This window comes from Rhodococcus sp. 21391 (genome assembly GCF_016772255.1).
Taxonomy (GTDB): domain Bacteria; phylum Actinomycetota; class Actinomycetes; order Mycobacteriales; family Mycobacteriaceae; genus Rhodococcus_F; species Rhodococcus_F opacus.
Window position 1 is genome coordinate 1047536 of the sequence record NZ_CP063782.1, and the last position, 21087, is coordinate 1068622.

Annotated in this window: 21 protein-coding genes and 2 pseudogenes; 11 read left to right on the forward strand and 12 right to left on the reverse strand. The window is 66.5% G+C overall.

From position 1 onward, the window contains the following. Positions 1–110: 110 nt before the first annotated feature. The 3 genes from GO592_RS39725 (at position 111) to GO592_RS39735 (ending at position 3380) form a co-directional block, all read left to right on the forward strand. Positions 111–2432: a tyrosine-type recombinase/integrase gene (locus GO592_RS39725; RefSeq protein ID WP_237737259.1), complete on the forward strand. Its 2322-nt coding sequence runs from the start codon at positions 111–113 to the stop codon at positions 2430–2432. 15 nt (positions 2433–2447) lie between these two features. Next, a complete protein-coding gene (locus GO592_RS39730; protein WP_007297102.1) occupies positions 2448–2855 on the forward strand; it encodes a hypothetical protein in 408 nt (135 codons plus the stop codon). Between the two features lie 231 nt (positions 2856–3086). Beyond that, complete coding sequence (locus tag GO592_RS39735; protein WP_007297101.1) at positions 3087–3380, forward strand: recombinase family protein; 294 nt, start codon at positions 3087–3089, stop codon at positions 3378–3380. Here GO592_RS39735 and GO592_RS39740 read toward each other — a convergent pair. Together GO592_RS39740 and GO592_RS39745 are read right to left on the reverse strand one after the other, a co-directional pair. Continuing rightward, complete coding sequence (locus GO592_RS39740; protein ID WP_007297100.1) at positions 3334–3570, reverse strand: hypothetical protein; 237 nt, start codon at positions 3568–3570, stop codon at positions 3334–3336. The two genes, GO592_RS39735 and GO592_RS39740, sit on opposite strands and share 47 nt — an antisense overlap. Beyond that, positions 3567–3827, reverse strand: coding sequence for a ribbon-helix-helix domain-containing protein (locus GO592_RS39745; protein ID WP_007297099.1), 261 nt, complete (start codon positions 3825–3827; stop codon positions 3567–3569). The genes GO592_RS39740 and GO592_RS39745 overlap by 4 nt, the downstream gene beginning before the upstream one ends. Before the next feature lie 233 nt (positions 3828–4060). Here GO592_RS39745 and GO592_RS39750 point away from each other — a divergent pair, with 233 nt between their 5' ends. Then, positions 4061–5023 carry a recombinase family protein gene (locus tag GO592_RS39750; RefSeq protein WP_012686958.1) on the forward strand — a complete coding sequence of 321 codons (963 nt, stop codon included), beginning with the start codon at positions 4061–4063 and terminating at the stop codon, positions 5021–5023. 3 nt (positions 5024–5026) lie between these two features. Here GO592_RS39750 and GO592_RS39755 read toward each other — a convergent pair whose 3' ends face one another. From GO592_RS39755 to GO592_RS45345, 3 genes are read right to left on the reverse strand one after another with little or no spacing between them, the layout of a single operon-like run. Next, a complete protein-coding gene (locus tag GO592_RS39755; RefSeq protein ID WP_148222654.1) occupies positions 5027–7102 on the reverse strand; it encodes a tyrosine-type recombinase/integrase in 2076 nt (691 codons plus the stop codon). 30 nt (positions 7103–7132) lie between these two features. Next, the gene (locus tag GO592_RS45340; protein WP_039951104.1) at positions 7133–7885 is read right to left on the reverse strand and encodes a tyrosine-type recombinase/integrase; all 753 of its coding nucleotides are present in this window, start codon (positions 7883–7885) and stop codon (positions 7133–7135) included. Next, positions 7800–8222: a site-specific integrase gene (locus GO592_RS45345; protein WP_007297094.1), complete on the reverse strand. Its 423-nt coding sequence runs from the start codon at positions 8220–8222 to the stop codon at positions 7800–7802. Before GO592_RS45345 ends, GO592_RS45340 begins: the two co-directional genes overlap by 86 nt. A 746-nt stretch (positions 8223–8968) precedes the next feature. Here GO592_RS45345 and GO592_RS39765 point away from each other — a divergent pair. Beyond that, positions 8969–9664 carry a winged helix-turn-helix domain-containing protein gene (locus GO592_RS39765; protein ID WP_007297093.1) on the forward strand — a complete coding sequence of 232 codons (696 nt, stop codon included), beginning with the start codon at positions 8969–8971 and terminating at the stop codon, positions 9662–9664. 409 nt (positions 9665–10073) lie between these two features. After that, positions 10074–10292 carry a hypothetical protein gene (locus GO592_RS39770; protein ID WP_148222655.1) on the forward strand — a complete coding sequence of 73 codons (219 nt, stop codon included), beginning with the start codon at positions 10074–10076 and terminating at the stop codon, positions 10290–10292. A 550-nt stretch (positions 10293–10842) separates the two neighbouring features. On the opposite strand, the gene GO592_RS39775 is transcribed toward GO592_RS39770, so the two are convergent. Together GO592_RS39775 and GO592_RS39780 are read right to left on the reverse strand one after the other, a co-directional pair. After that, complete coding sequence (locus tag GO592_RS39775; protein WP_007297091.1) at positions 10843–11277, reverse strand: hypothetical protein; 435 nt, start codon at positions 11275–11277, stop codon at positions 10843–10845. A 241-nt stretch (positions 11278–11518) separates the two neighbouring features. Continuing rightward, positions 11519–12328, reverse strand: a pseudogene (locus tag GO592_RS39780) (ferritin-like domain-containing protein); the annotation flags it as partial. Positions 12329–12626: 298 nt separating this feature from the next. Here GO592_RS39780 and gvpJ point away from each other — a divergent pair. From gvpJ to GO592_RS39795, 4 genes and pseudogenes are all read left to right on the forward strand, one after another. Continuing rightward, positions 12627–12992, forward strand: coding sequence for a gas vesicle protein GvpJ (gvpJ, locus tag GO592_RS39785; RefSeq protein ID WP_005241554.1), 366 nt, complete (start codon positions 12627–12629; stop codon positions 12990–12992). Further along, a pseudogene (locus tag GO592_RS45355) lies at positions 12989–13528 on the forward strand (GvpL/GvpF family gas vesicle protein); the annotation flags it as partial. The gene gvpJ and the pseudogene GO592_RS45355, both read left to right, overlap by 4 nt. A gap of 482 nt (positions 13529–14010) precedes the next feature. After that, on the forward strand, positions 14011–14355 hold the full coding sequence (locus GO592_RS45360) for a type II toxin-antitoxin system RelE/ParE family toxin (protein WP_231869116.1): 345 nt from the start codon (positions 14011–14013) through the stop codon (positions 14353–14355). After that, complete coding sequence (locus GO592_RS39795) at positions 14355–14636, forward strand: helix-turn-helix domain-containing protein (RefSeq protein WP_007297086.1); 282 nt, start codon at positions 14355–14357, stop codon at positions 14634–14636. The genes GO592_RS45360 and GO592_RS39795 overlap by 1 nt, the downstream gene beginning before the upstream one ends. Before the next feature lie 896 nt (positions 14637–15532). On the opposite strand, the gene GO592_RS39800 is transcribed toward GO592_RS39795, so the two are convergent. Genes GO592_RS39800 through GO592_RS39810 form a run of 3 tightly spaced genes read right to left on the reverse strand, consistent with a single transcriptional unit; the run spans position 15533 to position 17942 of the window. After that, positions 15533–15835: an AMP-binding enzyme gene (locus GO592_RS39800; protein ID WP_080512620.1), complete on the reverse strand. Its 303-nt coding sequence runs from the start codon at positions 15833–15835 to the stop codon at positions 15533–15535. A 44-nt stretch (positions 15836–15879) separates the two neighbouring features. Further along, on the reverse strand, positions 15880–16671 hold the full coding sequence (locus tag GO592_RS39805; RefSeq protein ID WP_007297084.1) for an HpcH/HpaI aldolase/citrate lyase family protein: 792 nt from the start codon (positions 16669–16671) through the stop codon (positions 15880–15882). Continuing rightward, positions 16671–17942: a CaiB/BaiF CoA transferase family protein gene (locus tag GO592_RS39810; protein ID WP_007297083.1), complete on the reverse strand. Its 1272-nt coding sequence runs from the start codon at positions 17940–17942 to the stop codon at positions 16671–16673. The genes GO592_RS39805 and GO592_RS39810 overlap by 1 nt, the downstream gene beginning before the upstream one ends. A 205-nt stretch (positions 17943–18147) precedes the next feature. Here GO592_RS39810 and GO592_RS39815 point away from each other — a divergent pair, with 205 nt between their 5' ends. Beyond that, entirely contained in the window at positions 18148–19068 is a 921-nt protein-coding gene (locus GO592_RS39815) for a LysR family transcriptional regulator (protein ID WP_202715236.1), read from the forward strand. Positions 19069–19074: 6 nt separating this feature from the next. Here GO592_RS39815 and GO592_RS39820 read toward each other — a convergent pair whose 3' ends face one another. Together GO592_RS39820 and GO592_RS39825 are read right to left on the reverse strand one after the other, a co-directional pair. Next, a complete protein-coding gene (locus GO592_RS39820) occupies positions 19075–19920 on the reverse strand; it encodes an HpcH/HpaI aldolase/citrate lyase family protein (protein WP_202715237.1) in 846 nt (281 codons plus the stop codon). 43 nt (positions 19921–19963) lie between these two features. Further along, positions 19964–21082 carry a PrpF domain-containing protein gene (locus GO592_RS39825; RefSeq protein ID WP_007297081.1) on the reverse strand — a complete coding sequence of 373 codons (1119 nt, stop codon included), beginning with the start codon at positions 21080–21082 and terminating at the stop codon, positions 19964–19966. Positions 21083–21087: the final 5 nt, after the last annotated feature.

Below are 21087 nucleotides of genomic sequence, written 5' to 3' on the forward strand. Positions count from 1 at the left end.
CCGGGAGACCGCCGACAGGGCGGGACGCGGCCCGCATTCGTTTCCCGGCCCGGCCTTCTCCGGGGACCTGGCCGGCCACCGGTCAAAGCCGCGACGCGGTGTGGGATCGATTGACCCGCGCACCTTTTGTGGTGGACAACGCCCACACCCAGAAGATCCGCCTCCGAGGGTTGACGTTTCTGCTGGACTGGTTGGAGGCCCAGCCGGGCGGGACCTGGCAGGAGCGCTGGCTTGCCAGCGGAGCCGACTCCGCAGGCGCGGGATGGCGCAAGATCCCGGCCCGATGGCTGCAGGAGCACGGCCTGGTCGCCGAATGGCGGTTGGAAGCGCTGACCTCGGCGTTGTTGGTGGCGATCAGCGCAGATCTCGTGCGCCCCGCGCTGGGTTGGCTGGTGGCCAAAGCGACAGGCCCGGGAAGCCTGGTGCGTCACCTGGCACAGACGCGTGACCCCGACGGGTTCGCCAGGCTGCGGATCCTGTGCGACGCGGATCCCCACGTCTCCTCGATCGCCAACAGCCACACCTTGTATCGCGCCGCCGAGATCATCGCGGCCAAGGGTGGCCTGCTGGCCGACGTCACCGTCGGGGACGTCCTGGAGTTGCTGGACGTCGAACTCGACACGCTGGCATCGGTGTCCGGGGACGCCGCCGTGTTCTACCGGCTGCTGCGCACGGCAGGTGTCGTCGGCCCAGACTCGCCGTCGACGCTGCGGGAGGTACGGGGCACCGCTGGACCGCGCACACCCGGGGAACTGATCGACCGATACGGCCTCGTCTGCCGTCCGATCCGTGATGTGCTGGTGGACTATCTGCGGGAGCGTCAGCCGTCGCTGGACTACTCCAGCATGGAAGGCCTCGCGTGCGCGTTGGGGGCGCGATTCTGGAAGGACTTGGAGATCCACCATCCCGGCATCGACAGCCTCCGCCTGCCCGACGAGGTCGCCGCCGCCTGGAAACAACGACTGCGCACCAAACAGAAGACGATTACGGCGAAGACCGGGGAGAAGGTCACCGTCGACGTCCCACGGCTGAACTATCGGGAGTGCCTGATCCCGATCCGGGCGTTCTACCTGGACTTGGCCCAGTGGGCCGTCGACGACCCGGGCCGCTGGGCCCAGTGGGCGGTTCCCTGCCCCATCAAGGAAGAAGAGGCGAACAGGCGAAAGCTCCAGCGGCACCGCAAATCCCGTATGGATGCCCGCACCCGGGAACGGCTACCCGTTCTGCCGACCCTGGTGCGCACCGTCAATGAGCACCGCAAAGCAACCGAGATGCTCCTGCAGGCAGCCCGCCATACCCAGCCTGGGGAGCCGTTCACCGCAGCCGGGCAGACACTGATCCGCTCCGTCACCGGCCACAAAGCCATCCGCGGCAAGGTCTGGGCGGAGGACCCCGTCACCGGCAAGCGACGCGACCTCGAACTCGAAGAAGATCACGCCTTCTGGGCCTGGGCGATCGTTGAAGTTCTGCGGGCCACCGGCATCCGGGTCGAGGAGCTGCTGGAACTCTCGCACCACAGCTTTGTGCAATACCGCCTTCCCACCACCGACGAAATGGTGCCGCTGCTACAGATCGTCCCATCCAAGACCGACGAGGAGAGACTCCTGTTGGTCTCGCCGGAATTGGCGGACGTGCTCAGCGCAGTCATCCACCGGGTCCGCGACCACACCGGCAAGATCCCACTGATCGCCTCCTACGACTGGCAGGAATGCGTATGGCTGCCACCGTCGCCGTTGTTGTTCCAGCGCCGATTCGGCGCCGAGCGCCGCAGGATCAGCCCCGACGTCGTTCGCGACATTCTCGCCGCCGCATTGGTCCGCACCAGACTTACCGACCCGTCAACTGATGAGCCATTGCGATTCACGCCCCATGATTTCCGAAGGCTGTTCATCACTGACGCGATCATGAGCGGGCTGCCACCGCATATCGCCCAGGTGATCGCCGGCCACCGCGACATCAACATCACCATGGGCTACAAAGCTGTCTATCCGGACGAAGCCATCCAGTCTCATCTGGCGTTCCTTGCCCGACGGCGGGCCATGCGGCCCACCGAAGAATACCGCGTCCCCACCGATGCCGAATGGCAGGAATTCCTTGGCCACTTCGAGCGCCGCAAGGTCTCCACAGGAATCTGTGGGCGCGCGGTCGGAACACCATGTGTCCACGAGCACAGTTGCCTACGTTGCAGCATGCACTGGCCGGAACCCGGCCAACGGCAACGCATTGTCGAGATCCGAGACAATCTGATCGCCCGCATCGCCGAAGCCGAACACGAAGGCTGGCTCGGCGAAGTCGCAGGACTCCGGATCAGCCTCGCCGGAGCCAACGACAAGCTCGCCCAAATCGACCGGCGCTCGGACAACGACTCCGTCAACCTCGGCGTGCCGAACACGCAACGTCCGAAAACCTCACAAACGCACCATAATCCTTAGTTCAGAGAAGCCGGGGTGAACCGCAGCTTCCTCTACCGTCACCGCGACCTGCACGCCGCGGTGCTCGTCAAAGCCGCCGAACCAACCACCACCAGGACCGGCGGCCCGAGTGCCAGCCGGCCGTCACTCATCGCCGACCTGGCCAACGCCCACGACCGCATCACCCGTCTGTCTCACGAAAACACCCAACTCCGCCAACGCCTGTCCGAGCAACTCGGCGAGCAGGCGTGGCGAGAGTCCGGCCTCGGTCCCCCAGACGACATCGACCGGCTCCACCGCCGCATCACCGAGCTCGAACAACACACCGCAGAACAACGCCGTCAACTCGCAGAACGCGACGACGAACTCGACGCCACACGAGCCACCAACCGCGAGCTGATGACCCGCCTCAACCGGCCACACCCCGACGGGCGTAACCACTAGACCCACACCTGTGGCCCACACTAGAGTCTCGCCCGACGACGCTTGGCATGCACATACGAGGTCGGCTCCCGGCCGCAGTCGCGTCGGACCCCGAGAGAACCTTGGAAATGAGACGCCGCCCGGACCATATCCGGATCCAATAAAAACCCAGGTCGAGGCGTCTCACAAGTTAATTCCACAATCCCGTGTCACAACCTTCGTGCAGACCTGACTTTCAGTACGCCCCTGGAGATGGATTTGGGGTACGCACGGATAACGACGCCCAAACAGGAACTCGCGCGGCAGATCGACGCGCTCACCAAAGCCGGGATCAACCCCCCGGCGAACGTCTACGCGGACAAGAAATCCGGGGCCACCACCGAACGTCCCGAACTGCAGCTACGTTCGAACGGGCGATGCGATCGTGGTGCACACCCTCGACCGGCGGCCGCACCGTCCGCCTCCAGGGGAGGCTCTCGCACCGGCCTCGCGGCGATCGCTACAAGAGGTCGAAGTACTGCGAGCGAGCCTTCACGGCATGAATGAGCAGCTCGTTCCCGCTGTCGAAGCGCAGGACAACCAGTTCCAGGAGCCGACCGTTCGGGTCGAAACCCAGCCGGAACTCGCGCGCGGGGTTGTCGTCGTCCAGACCAGCGGTATATACATGATGCACTGCCGCGTAGATGCCATCGTTTTCGCTGATCCCGTGTTTGAGCGCGGATTTATGCGCCTTCACGCGACCTGGGTCCAGGCACGCACCGCTTCTCGAATCGCCTCGGAGCGGGAAACATGCTCCTGCTCGGCACGGGCGTTCAATGCCTTCAGCAATGCCTCGTCCATCCGTACCGGCACCACCGCGCCGGGGCCGTCCCCCACGGTCGGCCGGCCGCGTTTGCGCAACTTTTCGACGTCGTAACCGGCCTCGGCCTCGTCTGCCCACTTCTCGATCATCCCGTCCGTGACGGGCGCTCCGTTGATCGTCTCCTCAGCCATGCCCATTATCGTAATACGAAAATAGATTCTAGGCCACGATCGCCAACCAGGCCCCAGGGGCGGTCGATCCGAGTGATACCTGCCGCTCCCGTTCTTGCGGTCCATCGAGCCCGTCCTTGCGGTCCATCGAGCCCGTCCCGGATACAAACAAAAGCCCAGCTAGCAGCTCGAAAATTGGTTCTACGTTCCGTGTCACAACATCGCACAGACCTAACTTTCGGCACTCTCGTCACATGGAGTTGGGGTACGCCCGGGTGTCGACGAGCAAGCAGGACCTGACGCGGCAGATCGACGCGATCCGCAAGGCCGGGGTCGACCAGGCGAGCATCTACGTGGACAAGAAGTCCGGGGCCACCACCGAACGTCCTGGATTGCAGGCGCTGCTGGGCTACGCCCGCAAGGGCGATGCGATCGTGGTGCACACCCTCGACCGGCTCGGCCGCACCGTCCGCGACACCCTCAACCTGATCCACGACCTGCACCAGCGCGGCATCGGATTCCGAAACCTGGCCGATCCGATCAAAATCGACTCGACGAACCCGGACGACCCAATGGGGCAGTTGGCGGTGGTGCTGCTGGCGCTGTTCGGGCAGATGGAACGCACCTACGCGCTCGAGCGGGCCGCCCATGCCCGCACCGTGGCCACCGAGAAGGGACGACGCACCGGTCGGCCCAGCGTGGTCACCGACGCCCAACTCGCCTACGCCACCCAACTCCGGGCCGGCGGCGCCACCATCGCCGAGATCACCGACAAGACCGGGCTGACCCGCTCGACCCTCTACCGCCATCTCCCGTCTCGTCCGCCGGAGACGCGCACCCCGGACACCCCGCAACCCGAGAACAGGACGTCCCCGCCGCCTGTTGCTGCGTCTTCGTCACCGGCGACCGGACCGTCGGCCTGTCCGACCTGCGGATACGAGCCCGCCACCCGCCGGGATCTCGTCCCGCACCGCGCCGATCTCGCCATCGTCTGGTTGCACCTCGGCGATCTCGGCGACCTGCGCGAGGCCCGGCACTGCGCCCGCTGTCAGCCCCACGGCCACGTCCTGGTGGTCAGCTGCTCCCGGTGTGGGGACGGTCCGCTGGTCACCGGCACCGATTCCGGCACCGACGAAATCCCGGCGGCGGTGCGGGGCTGGCTCGCGCAACAGGACTGGGTAGTGGAGTCGGACTTGTTGTGCCCCAAGCATTTCTGAACCTCAGCGGGTTTCGCGGTCGTCGAGCAGGTGCTGCAGCCGCCGGCAGGTCGCTTCGTGCCGTTCGGCTTCCCGGTCCCAGCCGCGAGTGCGGGCGTCATCGATCAGGACCTGCTCGGTCGCCAGGCGCGCCCTGATCCGCGGCGCGTACTCGGTGGTGGTGAGGAACTTCGGACAGGTGAGGATCAGGTCGCACTCGCACGGGCCCTCGGCGGGCAGCCGCAGGCAGTGACCCAGTTCGAGTTCGGTCTTGAGGAAGTTCGTCTTCAGCCAGTCCACGGTGTCGTCGTCGAGAGCGTCGTGCAGGAGGGCGTCGGCGGCCGGGCCGGCGATCCGGTGCCCGTCGGCGAGGGCGGTCTCGTATTGGCGCCGGATCTCGGGATCGGAGATGCGGCTGTAAATCATGGACATTGTGGCACTGCGATGGCCGAGTATTGCCATGATCGTCTGGATGCGGGCACCGCCCTCGGCGAGCTGGGTGCCGAGGGTGTGCCGAAACCTGTGCGCACTGACGGTCGGGGATCCTCGGTCGTCGACCAGACCCGTTGCCGCGCAGACGGTGCGGAATGCCTCGTCGAAGAGGGTTTTGCCCGAGAGTAGCTTGCCGCGCCGAACGAACACGTAATCGACCCGGCGGCCGGTGACCTCGTCGATCCGGGCGATCGAGCGTTGTGCCCGGGCCAGGCTGGTGGCATGCTCGAGCGCCGTGGCGGCGTCCGGGTGCAGCGGGACGATCAGTTCGGTGCGGCCTTTGCCGACCGGGATCCGCAGCCGTGGATGCCCGCCCGGATAGGTGTCGAGGCAATCCCAGGTCAGTCGGCGGATTTCGTCGCGTCGGGCCCCGGACCACCGCAGCAACAACAGCGCGGCCCTTTGCAGCGGGTCGGCCAGGTCGTCGACCGCGGTCATGATCGCATCGAGTTCGTGTTGCGGAAGATACCGGGGAATCGACTCAGGACGCCGCGGTGTGTCACGGGGGGTCAGCAACGGTCGTCCGGGCACCTCCGCCCATCCCCAGACCGCGGTGTCGCGGCAGAACCCGGCGATCGCGTTGAGTTCGTGCTTGACCGTGGTCGTCGCCAGCGGCAGACCGGTGTGTTGGCTCGGACAGGTCGGCAGCCACCGCATGTACTCTTCGATGGTCGCGCGATCGACCTGCGCGAAACTGCTGACCTGCGGGTGATTCTCGCCGAGCCAGTTGACGAACCGGCGCAAAGCCTGCCGGGCGTTGTGAACTGTCTGCGGCCGATCGAGCTTGGCGTCGAGCCGCAGTTGTAGGTATCGCTCGATGACCGCCCGGATCTTGGGCGGGCACGGTTCGGGGAGCAGTCGGTCGGTCCAGTTTTCGATCGTTCGCGTGCCGATGCGTGGTGCTGCCGTGACCTGGCCGACGTTGTACAGCAGCACATGGGTGGCGTGCAGGTTCGCGAGGTGATTGCGGAGGAACCCGCGGTTGGCGTCCGGATCATCGTGAAACTGGCCGTTCGCGAACAGGGTCCGGCGCAGAACATTGAAATCGTCGCGTGCGGCGAAGTCGCGGATGGCCGACCCGAATGCGAACAGATCGGCGGCGGTGATCGCGGTCATGTCGGGGTCGCCGCGGTGGAGCATGACCCGGCCCAGGCACCACGTCAGACTGTTCCGTGCCTTGGCCGGGGCGTGGCCCAGTTCGGTCAGTCGCGCGACCCACTGCTCGAACAATAGGAGATCGACGCCGAGGCCGGTGCTGCCGCTGCGCCGGTCCAGCAGACGTGCGTACTTTCGGCCGAGAAGGAAGTCGAAGTCCAGGCCAACCCCTTGCACCATGGACAGATACACCAGGTATCCGCTGGCGCGATGCGAGTCGGTGCGCCCGTTCGATCGCATGCCCTCGCCGACAAATCCCAAGCGCACCAGCAGTGGCTGCTCGAACCACGCCTCGAGGTTCGGCCACCGCTCGACGAACCGCCGATAGGCACCCATTCGCTCCCACCGGGCCGGCAGGTGGGGAACGTGCGCGTCCACCCACACCCGGTATTCGCTTTCATCGACGTGGCGGCGCTGGACCGGTACCGGTCCAGCGGCTGCCGGCCCGGTCATCGGCGATCCCGCAGCGCGGCCGCGTACTCGTCACGAACCTGCTGGTCGGAGACCCGGGTGTCGATCCGAGTCGACTCCGGTGAGGCGTGTCCGAGGCGTCGTTGCAACGCCAACTCCCGCATCCCCGCCTCCCACATCGCTGTCGCGTGGGTGCCGCAGGGCGTTTGGGGTTTTGTCCACCGTGCGTATCCCGAGCGTGTCCAGCCGCCGGGCGAACATCCGCACGAGCGCGGCATACGAGAGCGGCTCGCAGCGACGAGCGCCCCAGCCCCCGACCAGAAACACGAACGGACTCGGTGCGTCGACCGGACGTTCATGGAGCACATACCGATTGACCGCATCCAACGTGCGAGGCTCGAGCAGGTCGACGACCCGTTCGTGCCGGGACTTCGCCCGCACGCCCCGCGGATGGTCGTCTCGTTTACGAATCGTGACCCGCCGTCGGCCGTAGGCGATATGGCCGAGCTGGAGCCCGAGCACCTCTCCCGGCCGCAGGGCACCGTCGAGCATCAACAGCACCATCGTCAGATCCCGCAAACAGGTCATGCTCTCCAGCAGCGCAGTCACCTCAGACCCGCTCATCGGACGTGGCAACCGGTGCGGCAACCGGACCCGCACCTCCCGGCTGACCGGCTGCTGCCTACTCGCATTCCCCATGAAGGGGCGGTGCCGTTCGGCGACCATCGCCAGCGCGACATCACGACGGCGCCGCATCGGGTTCTCGCCGGTGACGAGTTCGGCGACGATCGCCCAGTCGTAGAAACTCGATACTGCGGCCAGCACTCGCGCCACACTCGAGGGCACCAACAGCCGCCCGCCGGACCCGACGGACGAGAGGCCCAGCCGGCTGCGCCGGCCCACGCACCGGTCGTCGCCGCAGCCATCCGAGCAGCTCCAGGGCCAGTGACGGCCGGAATTCGCGCCAATCGATTCCGCGTTCGGCGAAGAACTCGAACACCAAGCGCAGATCGTAGCCGTACGCCAGCGCCGTGTTCGGGCTCCGGCCGGAATCCAGCACGTACCGCAGGAACCGGGTCACCGACGGCACCGGCTCGCCATCGGGTCCCACCAGGACCACCGAGGGCACGATCCCGCCCGTCTTCACGGCCTGCACGTGCATGACCCCAGCCCACCACCGGGTGATCCGATCCGCGTGCCAACTCGCCGTGAGATGTCCACATAAGTACGAAACTATCCGGCAGTGGTGCGCCCTCGGCCTGGTCTCTTCGGTCGTGGACCACTGCGTACCTGACTTCGCCGGGGGTCTGAACACCGTGGACCGCAGCGCGTCCTCGAGCAGATCGACGACCGCCTCGAGTTCTCCCACTCCCCTCAGCCCGACCTGGATTCGGTGGACGGTCCGCTCTGGATTCTGCTGCCGGTAGTCGGCAGTCTGCTGGGCGCTCGAGGAGTTCCCCGACCTTGTTTAAGCGTCCTGGCCGCAACGGTGTTTGCGATGATCCCCTGGCCTGCCGTTCGTCGAGGGCGAACCGTTTGGAGATGTGTCCGGGCCCGCCGCAGGGACAGGGCCCGAAATCGGTCAAGTATCGGCGGCGCCGAGCGCGACCCCGAGCGCAGCGCAATGGTTACAGCCTGTGAAGCGGTGGATGGGGGGTCCGTGCTCTGACCCCGCCAGCCTCCGGTCTGTGGTAAACCGGCGGGCCGGGCGACCGCCCCGGTGTCGGTGGTGCGGCCGTCATTTATGCTGATCCCCTGAACCGATTATCACTTCCACGGTGGTGCATACCGGTCCAGTCGGAAAGGGTGGCCCGGGAAGGTCTGGCGTCGAGGCCGGTCGGTTCCCGAGGGGGTCGTAGGGCCACGTCCGACTTCGTGCGTTGCGTCCTCGCTGCGATGGGTGGTGCTGTGGAACTGCTGGTGCTGACCGGTGACCTCGACCCCGAGTCCGTGTTGCCCGCGCTCGGGCTGCTCGCGCACACGGCACGGTCGGCGCCGCTGGAGGCGTCGTCTTTCCTCGACACGGATCGGGTCGATGTCGTCCTCGTCGACGCGCGGGCCGACCTCGCGGCCGCTCGTGATCTGTGCCGGTCGCGCAAGACTTCAGATTCCGCCGTGGTTCCGGTGGTTGCGGTCCTGACCGAGGGCGGGTTGGTCGCTGTCACCCCGGAGTGGGGGCTCGACGACATCCTGCTGACCGGCGCGGGCCCGGCCGAGCTGAATGCCCGGCTGCGCCTGCTGGCCGGCCGCAGCGGTGGAGCCGGTCCGGATGGCACCGTGAAGATCGCCCTCGGCGATCTGGTGATCGACGACCTCACCTACACCGCCCGGGTGCGTGGCCGTCCGCTCGATCTCACCTACAAGGAGTTCGAGTTGCTCAAACACCTTGTCCAGCATGCTGGTCAGGTCTTCACCCGGGCGCAGTTACTGCAGACGGTGTGGGGCTACGACTTCTTCGGCGGCACCCGCACCGTGGACGTGCACGTCCGCCGGGTGCGGGCGAAGCTCGGCGTCGAGCACCATTCGCTGATTCAGACGGTCCGCAACGTGGGGTACAAGGCGGCGGCGCAGCACCACACCGGCACGACGGACCCGCAATCCTGAGCGGCCGTACGTCGACGCCTCCGGGTGGAAGGACCCGGCGAGCGCCCTTGTCCGTGGGCGCTGACTCGTCATGATCCCGGGTCCCGGGGTATTGAGAGCCGTTCAGGCGTCCGGCGCAGTCGGGTCCGTCGGGTGATGGTCGGGTCCGTGACGCCCTCGATGCCGGTGACGCGCATCGTGACCGATCAGCTACGACCAGTGGGCGGAGATGTCGGTCGGGTCGGTGAGGGGGCAGGTTTCGTGCCGCGCCAGTTCGGCCGGAAGGCCTTCGGCGGTCGGCACCATTCGCAGCTGGATTCCGCCGGGAAGGAGAGGATTTCCGGCAGTGTCAGGGTCCGATCGGAGCCGGGCAGCGAGAAGGACCGGGCCACCGATCCGGACTCCACCTGTGGGCGGCCGCGTTCAGGCGATGTCGACCGCGCCCGGCACGCCGCAATACAGGCACTCGAGCTGCAACAGGACTTCAAACGGGACGTACAACGGGCAGAACTACGCCCGATACCAGTACAAGGTGACCGATGGTGGGCGGATCTGGTTCTTTGTCGATCCTGCACAGAATGGCGCCAAGATCGCGGGCCGGGTTCTGCTCGAACGCTGCGAACCCGGCCACCCGAAGGAAACCGAATAGGTCACGCACAGCTATGGGCCACTCGGGTCCCCGAGGCGGTCGCGGCGCCGGATCTGCACGCGTGAGCAGGAAACGCGGCGCGGTTCTCGGCGGGATCTGTGTCGGGGGCCGCGCCGATCGGCCCTGGTTGGACCTCGCTCCGGCGGAGGCACAGCCGGTGTAGATCGCTGTGCACGGCCCGTACCCGACCCCGGGGTGCGGGACGTTTCGGGTGCGACAGGGCTGTGACCTGGTGTGATGACATGTCCCCGGTTGTGATGTGGGGGTGCCGGCGACGTGTCGGGGGGAGTGCGGCGGTCCTGACACGGATCGATCAACGACCAGCTCGGGGCCAACGTCAGCCTGCACGATCTGCGTCACACGCTCGGATTGCGCCTGATCGCCGATCCCGACGTCACCCTCGTCGACGTCCAGCAGGTACTCCGACATCGGCAGATCACCACGACGGGCCGCTACCTTCGTCCCCGAGTAGGTGAGATCTGCCGCCAACGGACATCCGTCCCGGAGCGCTTCGGCCCCTCGATGATCTCCTGCGATGATCGTCGGTCGATCACCCTCCGGGACACAAACTCTCGCGCGCCCTGTTCCAGAACGGAAAGAGTTGCGGGCTACCGGCATCCGAGTGATCGAGTCGACCGAGCTCGACGAATTCCAGAATCGTCTTTCCTACTGTGTGCGAGAGTCGGCAGGCCTGAAGGCTCAGCTTCGCCGTTGCGGCGAATCCGATGTCCGTCGCGAAGGGGCCCAGATCGCTGGAGTTCACGAAGTTCTCCAGGCGGTCACCGAACCGGTTGTATTCAGTTTGGAGACCGAACCCGCAGGGCTGGCGGATCAGTTCGCCGCACGTCGTCGGACGGCCGTTGATGATGAAGGATCTGTCCTCGAGCGGGCGAGGCGACGGCTGTTGCGGCGGGTTACGTGTCAGGAAGTACACCGCTGCGCCCACGGCCAGGATCACGAGCAGTGCTGTAGCGATCCGCTTCATAACCCACCACGCCGTTCAACCGCGGACAACTCCGACCCCGGTTTCTCATCCTGCCGTATTCGACGACACGCGGGTCACGTACCCGCAAACCTCTCGAGCGGTGCCTGCGGGCGGCGATCGGGCGGGTGGGTTGTTCGACGGCACTGCGAGTGCGGACTGTCGTTCCGGCGCAGCAGATCGGCGGCCCGACCGGTGGGGGTGGCGGGCGGTGTCGACGACGTCCGCCGCCCGCTCAGCGGGATTCCAACGTTGAGCTCGTCGTAGTCGTCGATGGGCAGCTCCCCGGGTTCGAGGACACCGGTGGCGGTGCGCGCGGAATCGATCACGTTGGCGACGCCGTCGGCGCCTTGCTGACGGGTGACCTGTTCGGCGGTCTCGAGCGCCGCGTCGCGGATGCGGTCAGGGTCTTGACCGCGACGTCCCCGGCCCGGGCCCCGCGGCTGAGGAGCTCGTTCAAGGCGGGTGGGGTGGTGCGGACGGTGTCGAGGGCGCGGTCCAGGCTGCGCGCGGACCAGGTGACGGGCACGTTGACCAGTCTCACCGCGGCGCCGGCGGCGGCCTGCAACGGGGTGCGGCGGAGCGCCGCCGGGCCCCCAAGAGCGTCTTCGGCGAGGACGGTGGTCAGCCAATCCACCGTGGCCGAGTGTGCGGCGATCAACCGGAACGCGAGGTTTTCGATGTCGCGTTCCCCGGCGGCGACGGCGAGGGCCTTGATATAGCGGGCGTGGTCGAGAAGCTGGTGTTCGAGCGCCAGATCGCCGAACAGCGCCTCGTCGAACGGTTGGGCCTGCTCGGTCAGGGCCTTGACCGCGGCGACGGCGCGGCCGAGGAACGGGCCGATCAGCTCGGGGACACCGCCGAGTTGGCGGATCGCGGCGTCGATGGCCTCGGCGCGGGAGCGGCCGTTGGCGGCGTTCTCCGACAATTCGCGGCGCACCGCGTCGGTGCGGGCCTGAACGATGCGGGTTTCGGCGACCTGCATTTCGGTGTGGGTGAGATCGAGAACTGCGCGCAACTGCGCGAGCAGGGTGGTGGTGTCAGTGGTGCTCATGCGGGTTCGCCCCTTCTGCGTTGACGGCATGGACTGGCGGTTGCACCCCTGTCCACGTACCCCGTGTACGCCGAGCTCACCGCGGTCCTGACAGTGTTCAGCCGCTGTTTACCTCAATGACCGGGGGCGTTTGCCTGGGTTCTCGGTGCGCACTCGTCGGCGGCATCGGCAAACGCCCCCGCGAAAGCCCGTGGTCGGGGCCCTGTTCAGGCGGACGGCCGGTGGGGTACTCGCGGTCGGTCGGGATCGGCGCGCCCAGGCGAAAACACCTGGGGGCCGGGGAGCGAGGAGCGAAGCAATGACCACAGCGGGTGGTCCGAGCTCGAGCAGCCTGGCGGACGTCATCGACACCATCTTGGACAAGGGCCTGGTCATCGACGCCTACGTGCGGGTGTCACTGGTCGGTATCGAACTGCTCACCATCGACGCCCGCATCGTGGTCGCTAGCGTCGACACCTACCTGCGCTTCGCCGAGGCGGCGAACCGGCTCGCGATCGGCAGTGAACCGAAGGGCCTGTCCGACCTCGTGTCCGATGTCAAGGGCAGTGGCAGCACGAAGTCCAAGACCAAGGGTGTCCTCGAGGGCGTGGGGGAGACGCTCGGTGAGCTGCTCAGCGGATCCGGAAGCGAACGCGAACCGGCACCCCGGCGGAGGCGGAAATGACCTCCGCCGACGACGCCGACGACAACGACAACGACTACGACTACGACTACGACAACGACAACGACAACGACAACGACGAGGGTGCTTCGGCGGCCGTGATCTATGTGTATGGCATCGTGCCCGCGGACGTGCAACCCGAGGACGACGCCACCGGCGTCCACGACGCCCCGATCGAGATCGTCGAACACGGCGACATCGCGGCGTTGGTCAGCGAGATCGACCCGGACCAACGACTGGGCACCCCCGCGGACCTGCAGGCCCACGCCCACATCCTCGACGGCACCTCGCACGTCGCTCCGGTGCTGCCGCTGCGGTTCGGTGCCGTCGTGTCCGACCGTGACGCGGTGATCAACGAGTTGCTCGCCGAACACGAGGACGAGTTCGCTGCCGCCCTCAATGAGCTCGAGGGCTTCGCCCAGTACATGGTGAAGGGCCGTTACGTCGAGGAGACCATCGTTCGGGAGATCGTCGACGAGAGCCCGAAGGCCACCGCCCTGCTCGAAACGATCCGCGACCAGCCCGAGGCCCAGCATCGGTTGTTGGGCAGAACGGTATGCCGAGTCCAGCGGTGCCACAACACCGTTCACTCGGGCATTGCGGTATGCCATCGGTGTTTCACGCGCCTGTCCCGGCTGGGGATGAGCCCTGAGGACATCGCGACTGCGATGGAGCTGCCCGACGAGCCGGCCCCGGCGACTCGATGCGCAGGCGGGGCGAAGATCACCGATGCGCAACTGCGGGTGCTGTGCGACGGACTGCGCTGGCGACAGGTGACCTCGATTGCCGTCGACCGCGCCGAGATCACCCGCAACAAATCGGTGCGCTCGCTGCGGGCCGCCCTCACCCAACACGTTCGCCGGGTCGCGACGACGGCACCGATCCTGAGCAGCCCGTGCCCGTGTGTTGGCGTCGTTCGGTGTGCTTTCCCGCCCCGGGTGATGCCGACCGCGCGCCGGATCTTGGCGTCGTCCTCTGCTGCGTGGGGGGCGAGTACCAAGCCATACAAAATTTTGTATACTTGTGGTGTGAAGAAGATCCAGTTCATGGGACCGCGCTGGAGGATCTTCGGGGTTTCCCCGATGCGGTTCGTCGTCGGTGTGGTTATCAGCTGGACCGTGTTCAGCAGGGGGTCGAGCCGACGGACTGGAAGCCGATGGTGGGTGTGGGTTCTGGTGTGCGGGAGATCCGGGTACGTGATGGGTCGGGAGCGTTCCGTGTCATCTACGTGGCGAAGTTCGCGGACCGGGTAGTTGTGCTGCATTGCTTCCAGAAGAAGTCTCAGAAAACGTCGGCGGCGGACGTGGCTACCGCGAAGAAGCGGTACCAGCAGGTGATAGCGGATGACGGGAAGGGTGAGCAGTGATGAGCGATGAAATCTATGGCAGCGTGTGGGATGCGATCGAGGACACTCCGCAGGAGGCGGAGAACATGCGGCTGCGGTCGACTCTGTTGATTGCGCTGTCTCGGCGCATCGAGACCGAGGGATGGACCCAGAAGGATGCGGCCGCCCGGCTTGGTGTGACTCAGCCGCGGGTGTCGGATCTGATTCGAGGAAAGATCGACCTGTTCAGCCTTGATGCTTTGGTCAACATGGTTTCGGCCGCCGGACTTCATGTCGATATGACGGTGAGCGCTGCCGCGTAGGGCCCTCGTCCGAGGCTGTATGGAGATTTCTTCGGGTCGGGCAGTGTGGACGAGGTGACACCGGCTGGGCGCGTGCCGATGGCGGCGTGGTTCATGATCGGAATCGATGGGGGCGTGGGTTGGCATGGTCTCCTTGGAGGGTACGGAGTCGGACCGGGCGCGCACCTTTGCGTTTCAGTCCGGGAAGTGTTGTGCGACATGACCCCTCGACACATCGCTGTTTCACATTTGATACCCAGGAAGAGGCTGGGGCATTGTTGGCCTGTCCCGCCCTGAACGTCCGGCAGACAGTGCCACGGATTGGTGGTTCACTCCCATATTCCGCTTTGCCGTCTCTTCACGATGCCGCCGCGTGGCTCTGGTTTCGTCATCTGAAGCAAAGAAGATGTCGGGATCTTGATTGCGACAGCCTGCGCGGCACTGCCGTTCCCATAATTCGGTGAGTGGGCGGGGAAGAGTTGACTGTTTGAGTAGATTCGACATCGGGTGGTGAGGTTTCCGGTTTGTTGTATCTGGCTCCGGCTTTCAGCTGTTTGCGATGAACAGAACTCAGGTATCGGGGATAGTTCGACGAAAGGAGCGTCGATCTGCGAATCTATTGTGGCTGTGTGTTCGTCGTAGCGCGATGAGGGCGACGGGACCTATGCCAGGCGACGCCGCGATAACGTGATCGGGGGCGGCCGTGTCCGTCCGCTGTGGTGCCGGGTGCAGCCTCGCGTAGCTTCGGCAGGGCCCGGGATCCCGGACTCGCGAAGAGTCGGTTGCGGGTCGGAGGATGCCTGGCGGCTCGCGCGCCGCAGCCGGGCGATGGTGCTCGTCGTCACGCGAGTTAGGAAAGCGCTGTTCATGCCCCGGATGATGAGGCGCTGACACTCGACGGCAATCGCTTTGTGCGGTTAGGACAGGGCGGGACGCGACTCGCGCAATTTGTAGCGTTGGATCTTCCCATTGGGTATCCGCGGCAACTCAGATATGAATTCGATGCTGCGCGGATACTTGTACGGTGCGAGCACGCTCTTGACGAAGTCTTGCAATGCGCTCACCTCTGCCTCGTCGCCGGCGACGTCGGGTACCAGTACCACCGCAGCGTGTACGACCATGCCTCGGTCGGGATCAGGGAGACCCACCACCGCGCATTCGCGAACGTGCGCGTGACGGCCGAGTGCGCGGGGGTGGTGTTCGCATCTATCAAGTCCGATCCTTGAGTTCTACAGGCATGGAAACGGGTGTGTCGGTCGATTCCTCATGCGTGTGCGGAATCCAGTATGTTCTTTGCCCGTTGCGCGACGGGGAGGTCGACGAACTCGCCGCCGGGCAGTCGCACCGCGGCTCCGTCGGCGTTCTCGAATGCGTCGACAACCTGTCGTGCCCAGTCGATGTCGTTCTGCCGGGGACTGAAGGTGGTGTGGATGGCCGGTAGCTGGGCGGGGTGGATGGCGGATTTGCCGAACAGGCCGAGGTCACGGCTGTGGGCGGCCTGGCGGACGAGTCCGTCGGTGTCGTCGATGTGCGGGTAGACGCTGTCGATCGGTGGGGCGATGCCGGCGGCGCGGGCGGCGACGACGAGGTGGGAGCGCACGTATTGCATGGGTGCGTCCCCTGTCCCGGTGCCGAGGTCCTTCTGTAGGTCGATGCCGCCGAGGGCGAGGTGTGTGACCGTGGGGTGGTCGGCGATCGCGAAGGCGTTGGCGACTCCTTTCGCGGTTTCGATGGCGCAGATCAGGGGCTTTCCGGGGGCCCGGTCGACGACCCAGCGGATGTCGTCGAGTGTTTCGACCTTGGGGATGCGGATGCCGTGCGCGGACGTGGCGACGGCCCCTAGATCAGCGTCCGCCAATTCGGTCCCCGGCGCGTTGATCCGCACCCATGCGGTTCGGGTGGTGATGACGGATGCGACGTTGTCCCGCGCTGTCGACTTCTCGGTAGGCGGTACCGCGTCTTCGAGGTCGAGGATGACAGCGTCTGCGCCGGCGTCGAATACCTTGCCGAGGAGTTTTCGGTTGTGGCCTGGTGCGAACAGGTAGCTGCGGTCCATCAGAGGACCCCCTTCTCGGCGAGTGCGGTCAGTCGGTCCGGGTCGATGTCGAGGGTGTCCTTGTAGAACTGTTGGTTGTCCTGGCCGAGTCGGCGGCCGGCGAAGTTGATCGCACCCGGTGTGCCGAGCATGCGGAGCATGAGGTTCTGCATCTTGATGGGGCCGAGGTCTTCGTCGTCGACGGTGGTGATGCAGTCGCGGGCGAGGACGTGCGGATCGTTCATCAGTTGCGCGACGTCGTAGATCGGTGCCAGTGCGGCGCCGACGCGTTCGAATTCGGCCGTGACTTCGTGCAGCGGTCTGTCGGCGATCCATTTCGCGACGGCCTCGTCGAGCAGGTCACCGTTGCGACTGCGTTCGCCGGCGGAGTCGAACCAGGGTTGTTCGACGATGTCGGGTCGGCCGACCAGGCGCATGACGCGTGCGGCGACGGAGGTGGCGCTCGCGGAGATGGCGACCCACCGCCCGTCCTTGGTGAGGTAGGTGTTGCGTGGGGCGTTGTTGGGGGAGCGGTTGCCGTTGCGGCCGGCGATGGTGCCGAGTTGGTCGTACGCGGTGGGGCCGGGGCCCAGGATCCCCAGCAGCGGCTCGAGCAGAGACAGGTCGATGACCTGCCCCTTTCCGTCGCTGTCCGGACCGTTTCGGTGCAGCAGCGCGGTCACCACACCGAAGGCGCCGGCGAGTCCGGCGACACCGTCGGCGAGGCCGAAGGGCGGCAGCGTCGGCGGACCGTCCTCGCCTCCTGTTTGGTGGGCGAATCCACTCATCGCCTCGGCGAGGGTCCCGAACGCTCGGCGCTCGGCGTAGGGTCCGGATTGGCCGAAGCCGGTGACCCGCAACATGATCAGTCCTGGGTTGAGGTCTTGGAGCCGGTCCGGGCCCAGCCCCCACTTCTCGAGTACGCCGGGGCGGAAGTTCTCCACCAGCACGTCGGCGTCGACGACGAGGTCGCGGAGCATCTGCTGACCGTCGGTGGTGCTGAGATTGAGGGTGATGCATGTCTTGTTGCGCGAGATGACCTTCCACCACAGTCCGTGCCCGTCCTTGCGTGCTCCGTGGGTGCGGGCGGGATCGCCTGTGGGGTGCTCGATCTTGATGACCTCGGCGCCGTAGTCGCCGAGCAGCATGGCAGTGATCGGTGCGGCGTAGACGGTACTGATGTCGAGGACACGGATGCCGTGCAGCGGACCACGCGTCGGAGTGGAGGTGCCGTCCGTGCTCTCGTCGGCCTGGTCGTCAGGCGAGCGGATGTCACTCGGGTGTGCAGTCATAGGCTGTCCTCGCGTGGTGGGGAGAGTCGATACGGGGGCGGCGGACGAGTGGCCGCCCGACAGGCGGATACCAGGTGTGCCGGTGCGGCCGATTATTGCCGGGGGCGCCGCTGCCGCCACTTCAGACTGGCACCCGCACGGTTCAACTACAATCACGGGTATGTCGACAGGTATTAACTTCTTCTAAAGTCAGGAGGCGGGTCGGGTGCTGGACACGAACAGGATGTTCACGCTGCGCGAGGTCGCCGAGCACGGCTCGATCACCGCGGCGGCGGCGGCGCTCGGGTACACCACTTCGGCTGTCTCCCAACAAATCGCCAAGCTGGAGAAGGAGGCCGGGCAACCACTCCTCGAGCGGCACGCGCGCGGCATCGTGTTGACCGAGGCGGGGCGATCGGTGGTCAAGCACACCGAACGCATCCTGATCGAACTCGAGGCCGCCGATGCCGAACTCGCCGAGATCAAAGGACTGCGCGCGGGTGTGCTGGCGCTCGGCACGTTCCCCACGGCCGGGTCGTCACTGCTGCCACTCGTGGTCAAGGAGTTCAAGACCCGGCACCCGGGGGTCGAGCTGAAGGTGCTCAGTGGCCGATTCGCGTATTTGGTCGATGCGCTTCGCCGCCGGGAGACCGAACTGTCGCTGCTGTGGGACTACGAGTGGAACCGGGTGGATGACCCCACGTTGACGTACCACCACGTGATGAACGATCCGACCGTGCTGCTGGTGTCGGAACGGCACCGACTGGCCGACCGCGACTCGATCCGGATCGCCGAATTGCGCGACGAGTCGTGGGTGGTCCGCGCCGACGATCATCCGGTCGCGCAAACCCTCGAAAAACTTTGTCAGCAAGGTGGTTTCACGCCACGCACGAGTGTCTTCGCGCACGACTACGGTGAGGTGCAGGCGATGGTGGCTGTCGAGCTCGGCGTGGCCATTGCTCCACGACTGGCTGTGCTCAACCTGCGGCCCGACGTCCGGTCGATTCCCCTCGCGACCCGCCCGCCGCAGCGGCGGATCCTGGTCGCGCATCTGACCGAGCGGCGGCTGAGCCCGGCCGCGCAGGAAGGAATCGCGGTGTGCACTGCCGCCGCCCACCAGCTGCAGGAGGGATTCGAAACCGGATAGGACCGGTCAGCTCCGGCAGATTCCGAACGCGTTGGCGAGGCGGGTGATCTTCTCGGCCCGACCGAGCCGGGGCGGGTCGCTGCCGTCGCGGACAACGCGGCCGCGGGCTTCGAAATCGGCGAGAAACTCCCGCGCCCAGGTCACGTCCGAGGGCGTGGGGCTGATCGACTCGTTGATTACCGGCAGTTGTTCGGTGTCCAGGCACAGCTTCCCGGTCAACCCGAGGGACACGGACACCGCGGACTGCTCGCGCAGCACGGTGTGACTGTTGCTGACGGTGGGACCGTCGATCGGTCCGGGCAGGTTGCCGATCCGGCTGGCGACCACCAGCCTGGAGCGGGGGTAGGCCATGGCGAGGTCGTCGGCGCTGGTGCCGGTGTCGCGTCGGTAGTCGCCGCTGCCGAAGGCGAGCCGGAACACCCCGCGGGCGCGGGCGATATCAACGGCCCGGTCGATTCCGAGGGCGGATTCGACCAACGCGAGTACCGGGGTGGCTCCGCCGAGTCGGTCGAAGGTTGCGGTGACATGTTCGGCGGCTTCGGTTTTCGCGAGCATCACGCCCGCCAGTCCGGGAAGCCCGGCGAGGCGATCGACGTCATCGCTCCAGCAGGCCGAGGACCGGTCGTTGATCCGCACCCAGGCCGAGGTGTTCTCGAGCCAGGCGGCAACGCCCTCCCGTGCGGTGGACTTCAGTTGGGGGTCGACGGCGTCCTCGATGTCGAGGACGATCTGGTCCGCGCAGCAGCGGTCGGCCTGGTCGAACAGGTCGGTTCGGGTGCCGTTGACCAGAAGCCAGGATCGGGCGATCCGCGTGTCGATCGGTCTGGGCGCGATCGCAATCTTCTCGGGCATCAGGTGTCCTCACGCATCGCGGGGCCGGGGCTGTGCGGAGTCTTCACCGCGCGGCCCCGACCAGTGCCGGAGCCGGTACCGGGGCGGTGACGAACAGTTCCGCCGAGGCGATGCGGCGGGCCGCCCGGTGCAGGGTGACCGATTCGAGTATCCCGTCGGCCGAGGTGGCGAGGTCGACGTCGAGTACCCCGGCGGGTGTCCCCACCCGCAGCGATCCCGGCCACCGGACCTGCGTGTTGTCGGTGACGACACCACCGGTCACGGTCGATGCCGCGGCGACGGCGACCGCGGATGTGAGCCCGATTGCCGGGTGCGGGGCGAGCATCGACAGCATCCGGACCGAGACGTCGTAATCCTCGGCGCCGATGTCGACGCCGGCGCTGGTGCGGTAGTCCGCCGGCGGCCCCACGACACCGACTTTCGGAATCGCATGGGAGACGGGATCTCCCGGATTACTCAACCCCATCCGCAACGAGGACTCCCGACGCAGCGACAGCAGCAGCGGCAGGTGTTCGGCGATCGTCTGGTTGTCCTCCGCACCGGTGAGGCCGAGGTCAGCGGCGTCGAACAACGCCGCCGGGGCCCCGGCGACGACCATCGTGGCGCGGTACGTGTGGTCGGCAATCGAGATCTGGTCGGCGGCGGCGCCGGTGGGCAGCAGTGCGGCCGCACCGGCGGCGAGACCGGTGAAGGTGAGCCCGACCGGGACACCCAACGCGCTGGTACCGGGCACGGCCGCGTCGCCCTCGGTGGGGATCATCCCGCCCGGGGTGGCGATCTCGGCGGTCAGGATCGCGCCGGTGTTCTGGTTCCGCATCCGCACGGTCGTCACCCTGGAGTCCACCGGAACGAACCCGGACTGCAACGCGTACAACCCGATCGCGGTGGCGCAGTTCCCGCAGTTGCTGCCCCATTCGACCCGGCGGTCACCAATCGCGACCTGCGCGAACAGGTAGTCGACGTCGATTCCGGGCTCGCTGGAGCGGCGCACGATCGCCGCCTTCGATGTGGTCGAGCTGCCACCACCGACACCGTCGAGCTGACGCGGATCACCCGAGCCGAATGCCGACGTCAAGATGGCATCCAGGCCGCCGGCCTGGGCAATGAGCGGATCGACGTCGAATGCGTTGAACAGCCAGCACTTGCTGGTTCCTCCGCGCATCCAGG

Excerpts from the sequence above, each read along its gene's own strand:
- GO592_RS39735 (WP_007297101.1), top strand. The coding sequence starts at position 3,087 with ATGGATTTGGGGTACGCACGGATAACGACGCCCAAACAGGAACTCGCG.
- GO592_RS39745 (WP_007297099.1), bottom strand. The coding sequence starts at position 3,827 with ATGGCTGAGGAGACGATCAACGGAGCGCCCGTCACGGACGGGATGATC.
- GO592_RS39750 (WP_012686958.1), top strand. The coding sequence starts at position 4,061 with ATGGAGTTGGGGTACGCCCGGGTGTCGACGAGCAAGCAGGACCTGACG.
- GO592_RS39755 (WP_148222654.1), bottom strand. The coding sequence starts at position 7,102 with ATGACCGGGCCGGCAGCCGCTGGACCGGTACCGGTCCAGCGCCGCCAC.
- GO592_RS45345 (WP_007297094.1), bottom strand. The coding sequence starts at position 8,222 with ATGCACGTGCAGGCCGTGAAGACGGGCGGGATCGTGCCCTCGGTGGTC.
- GO592_RS39770 (WP_148222655.1), top strand. The coding sequence starts at position 10,074 with ATGTCGACCGCGCCCGGCACGCCGCAATACAGGCACTCGAGCTGCAAC.
- GO592_RS39775 (WP_007297091.1), bottom strand. The coding sequence starts at position 11,277 with ATGAAGCGGATCGCTACAGCACTGCTCGTGATCCTGGCCGTGGGCGCA.
- gvpJ (WP_005241554.1), top strand. The coding sequence starts at position 12,627 with ATGACCACAGCGGGTGGTCCGAGCTCGAGCAGCCTGGCGGACGTCATC.
- GO592_RS39795 (WP_007297086.1), top strand. The coding sequence starts at position 14,355 with ATGAGCGATGAAATCTATGGCAGCGTGTGGGATGCGATCGAGGACACT.
- GO592_RS39805 (WP_007297084.1), bottom strand. The coding sequence starts at position 16,671 with ATGGACCGCAGCTACCTGTTCGCACCAGGCCACAACCGAAAACTCCTC.
- GO592_RS39810 (WP_007297083.1), bottom strand. The coding sequence starts at position 17,942 with ATGACTGCACACCCGAGTGACATCCGCTCGCCTGACGACCAGGCCGAC.
- GO592_RS39820 (WP_202715237.1), bottom strand. The coding sequence starts at position 19,920 with ATGCCCGAGAAGATTGCGATCGCGCCCAGACCGATCGACACGCGGATC.
- GO592_RS39825 (WP_007297081.1), bottom strand. The coding sequence starts at position 21,082 with ATGCGCGGAGGAACCAGCAAGTGCTGGCTGTTCAACGCATTCGACGTC.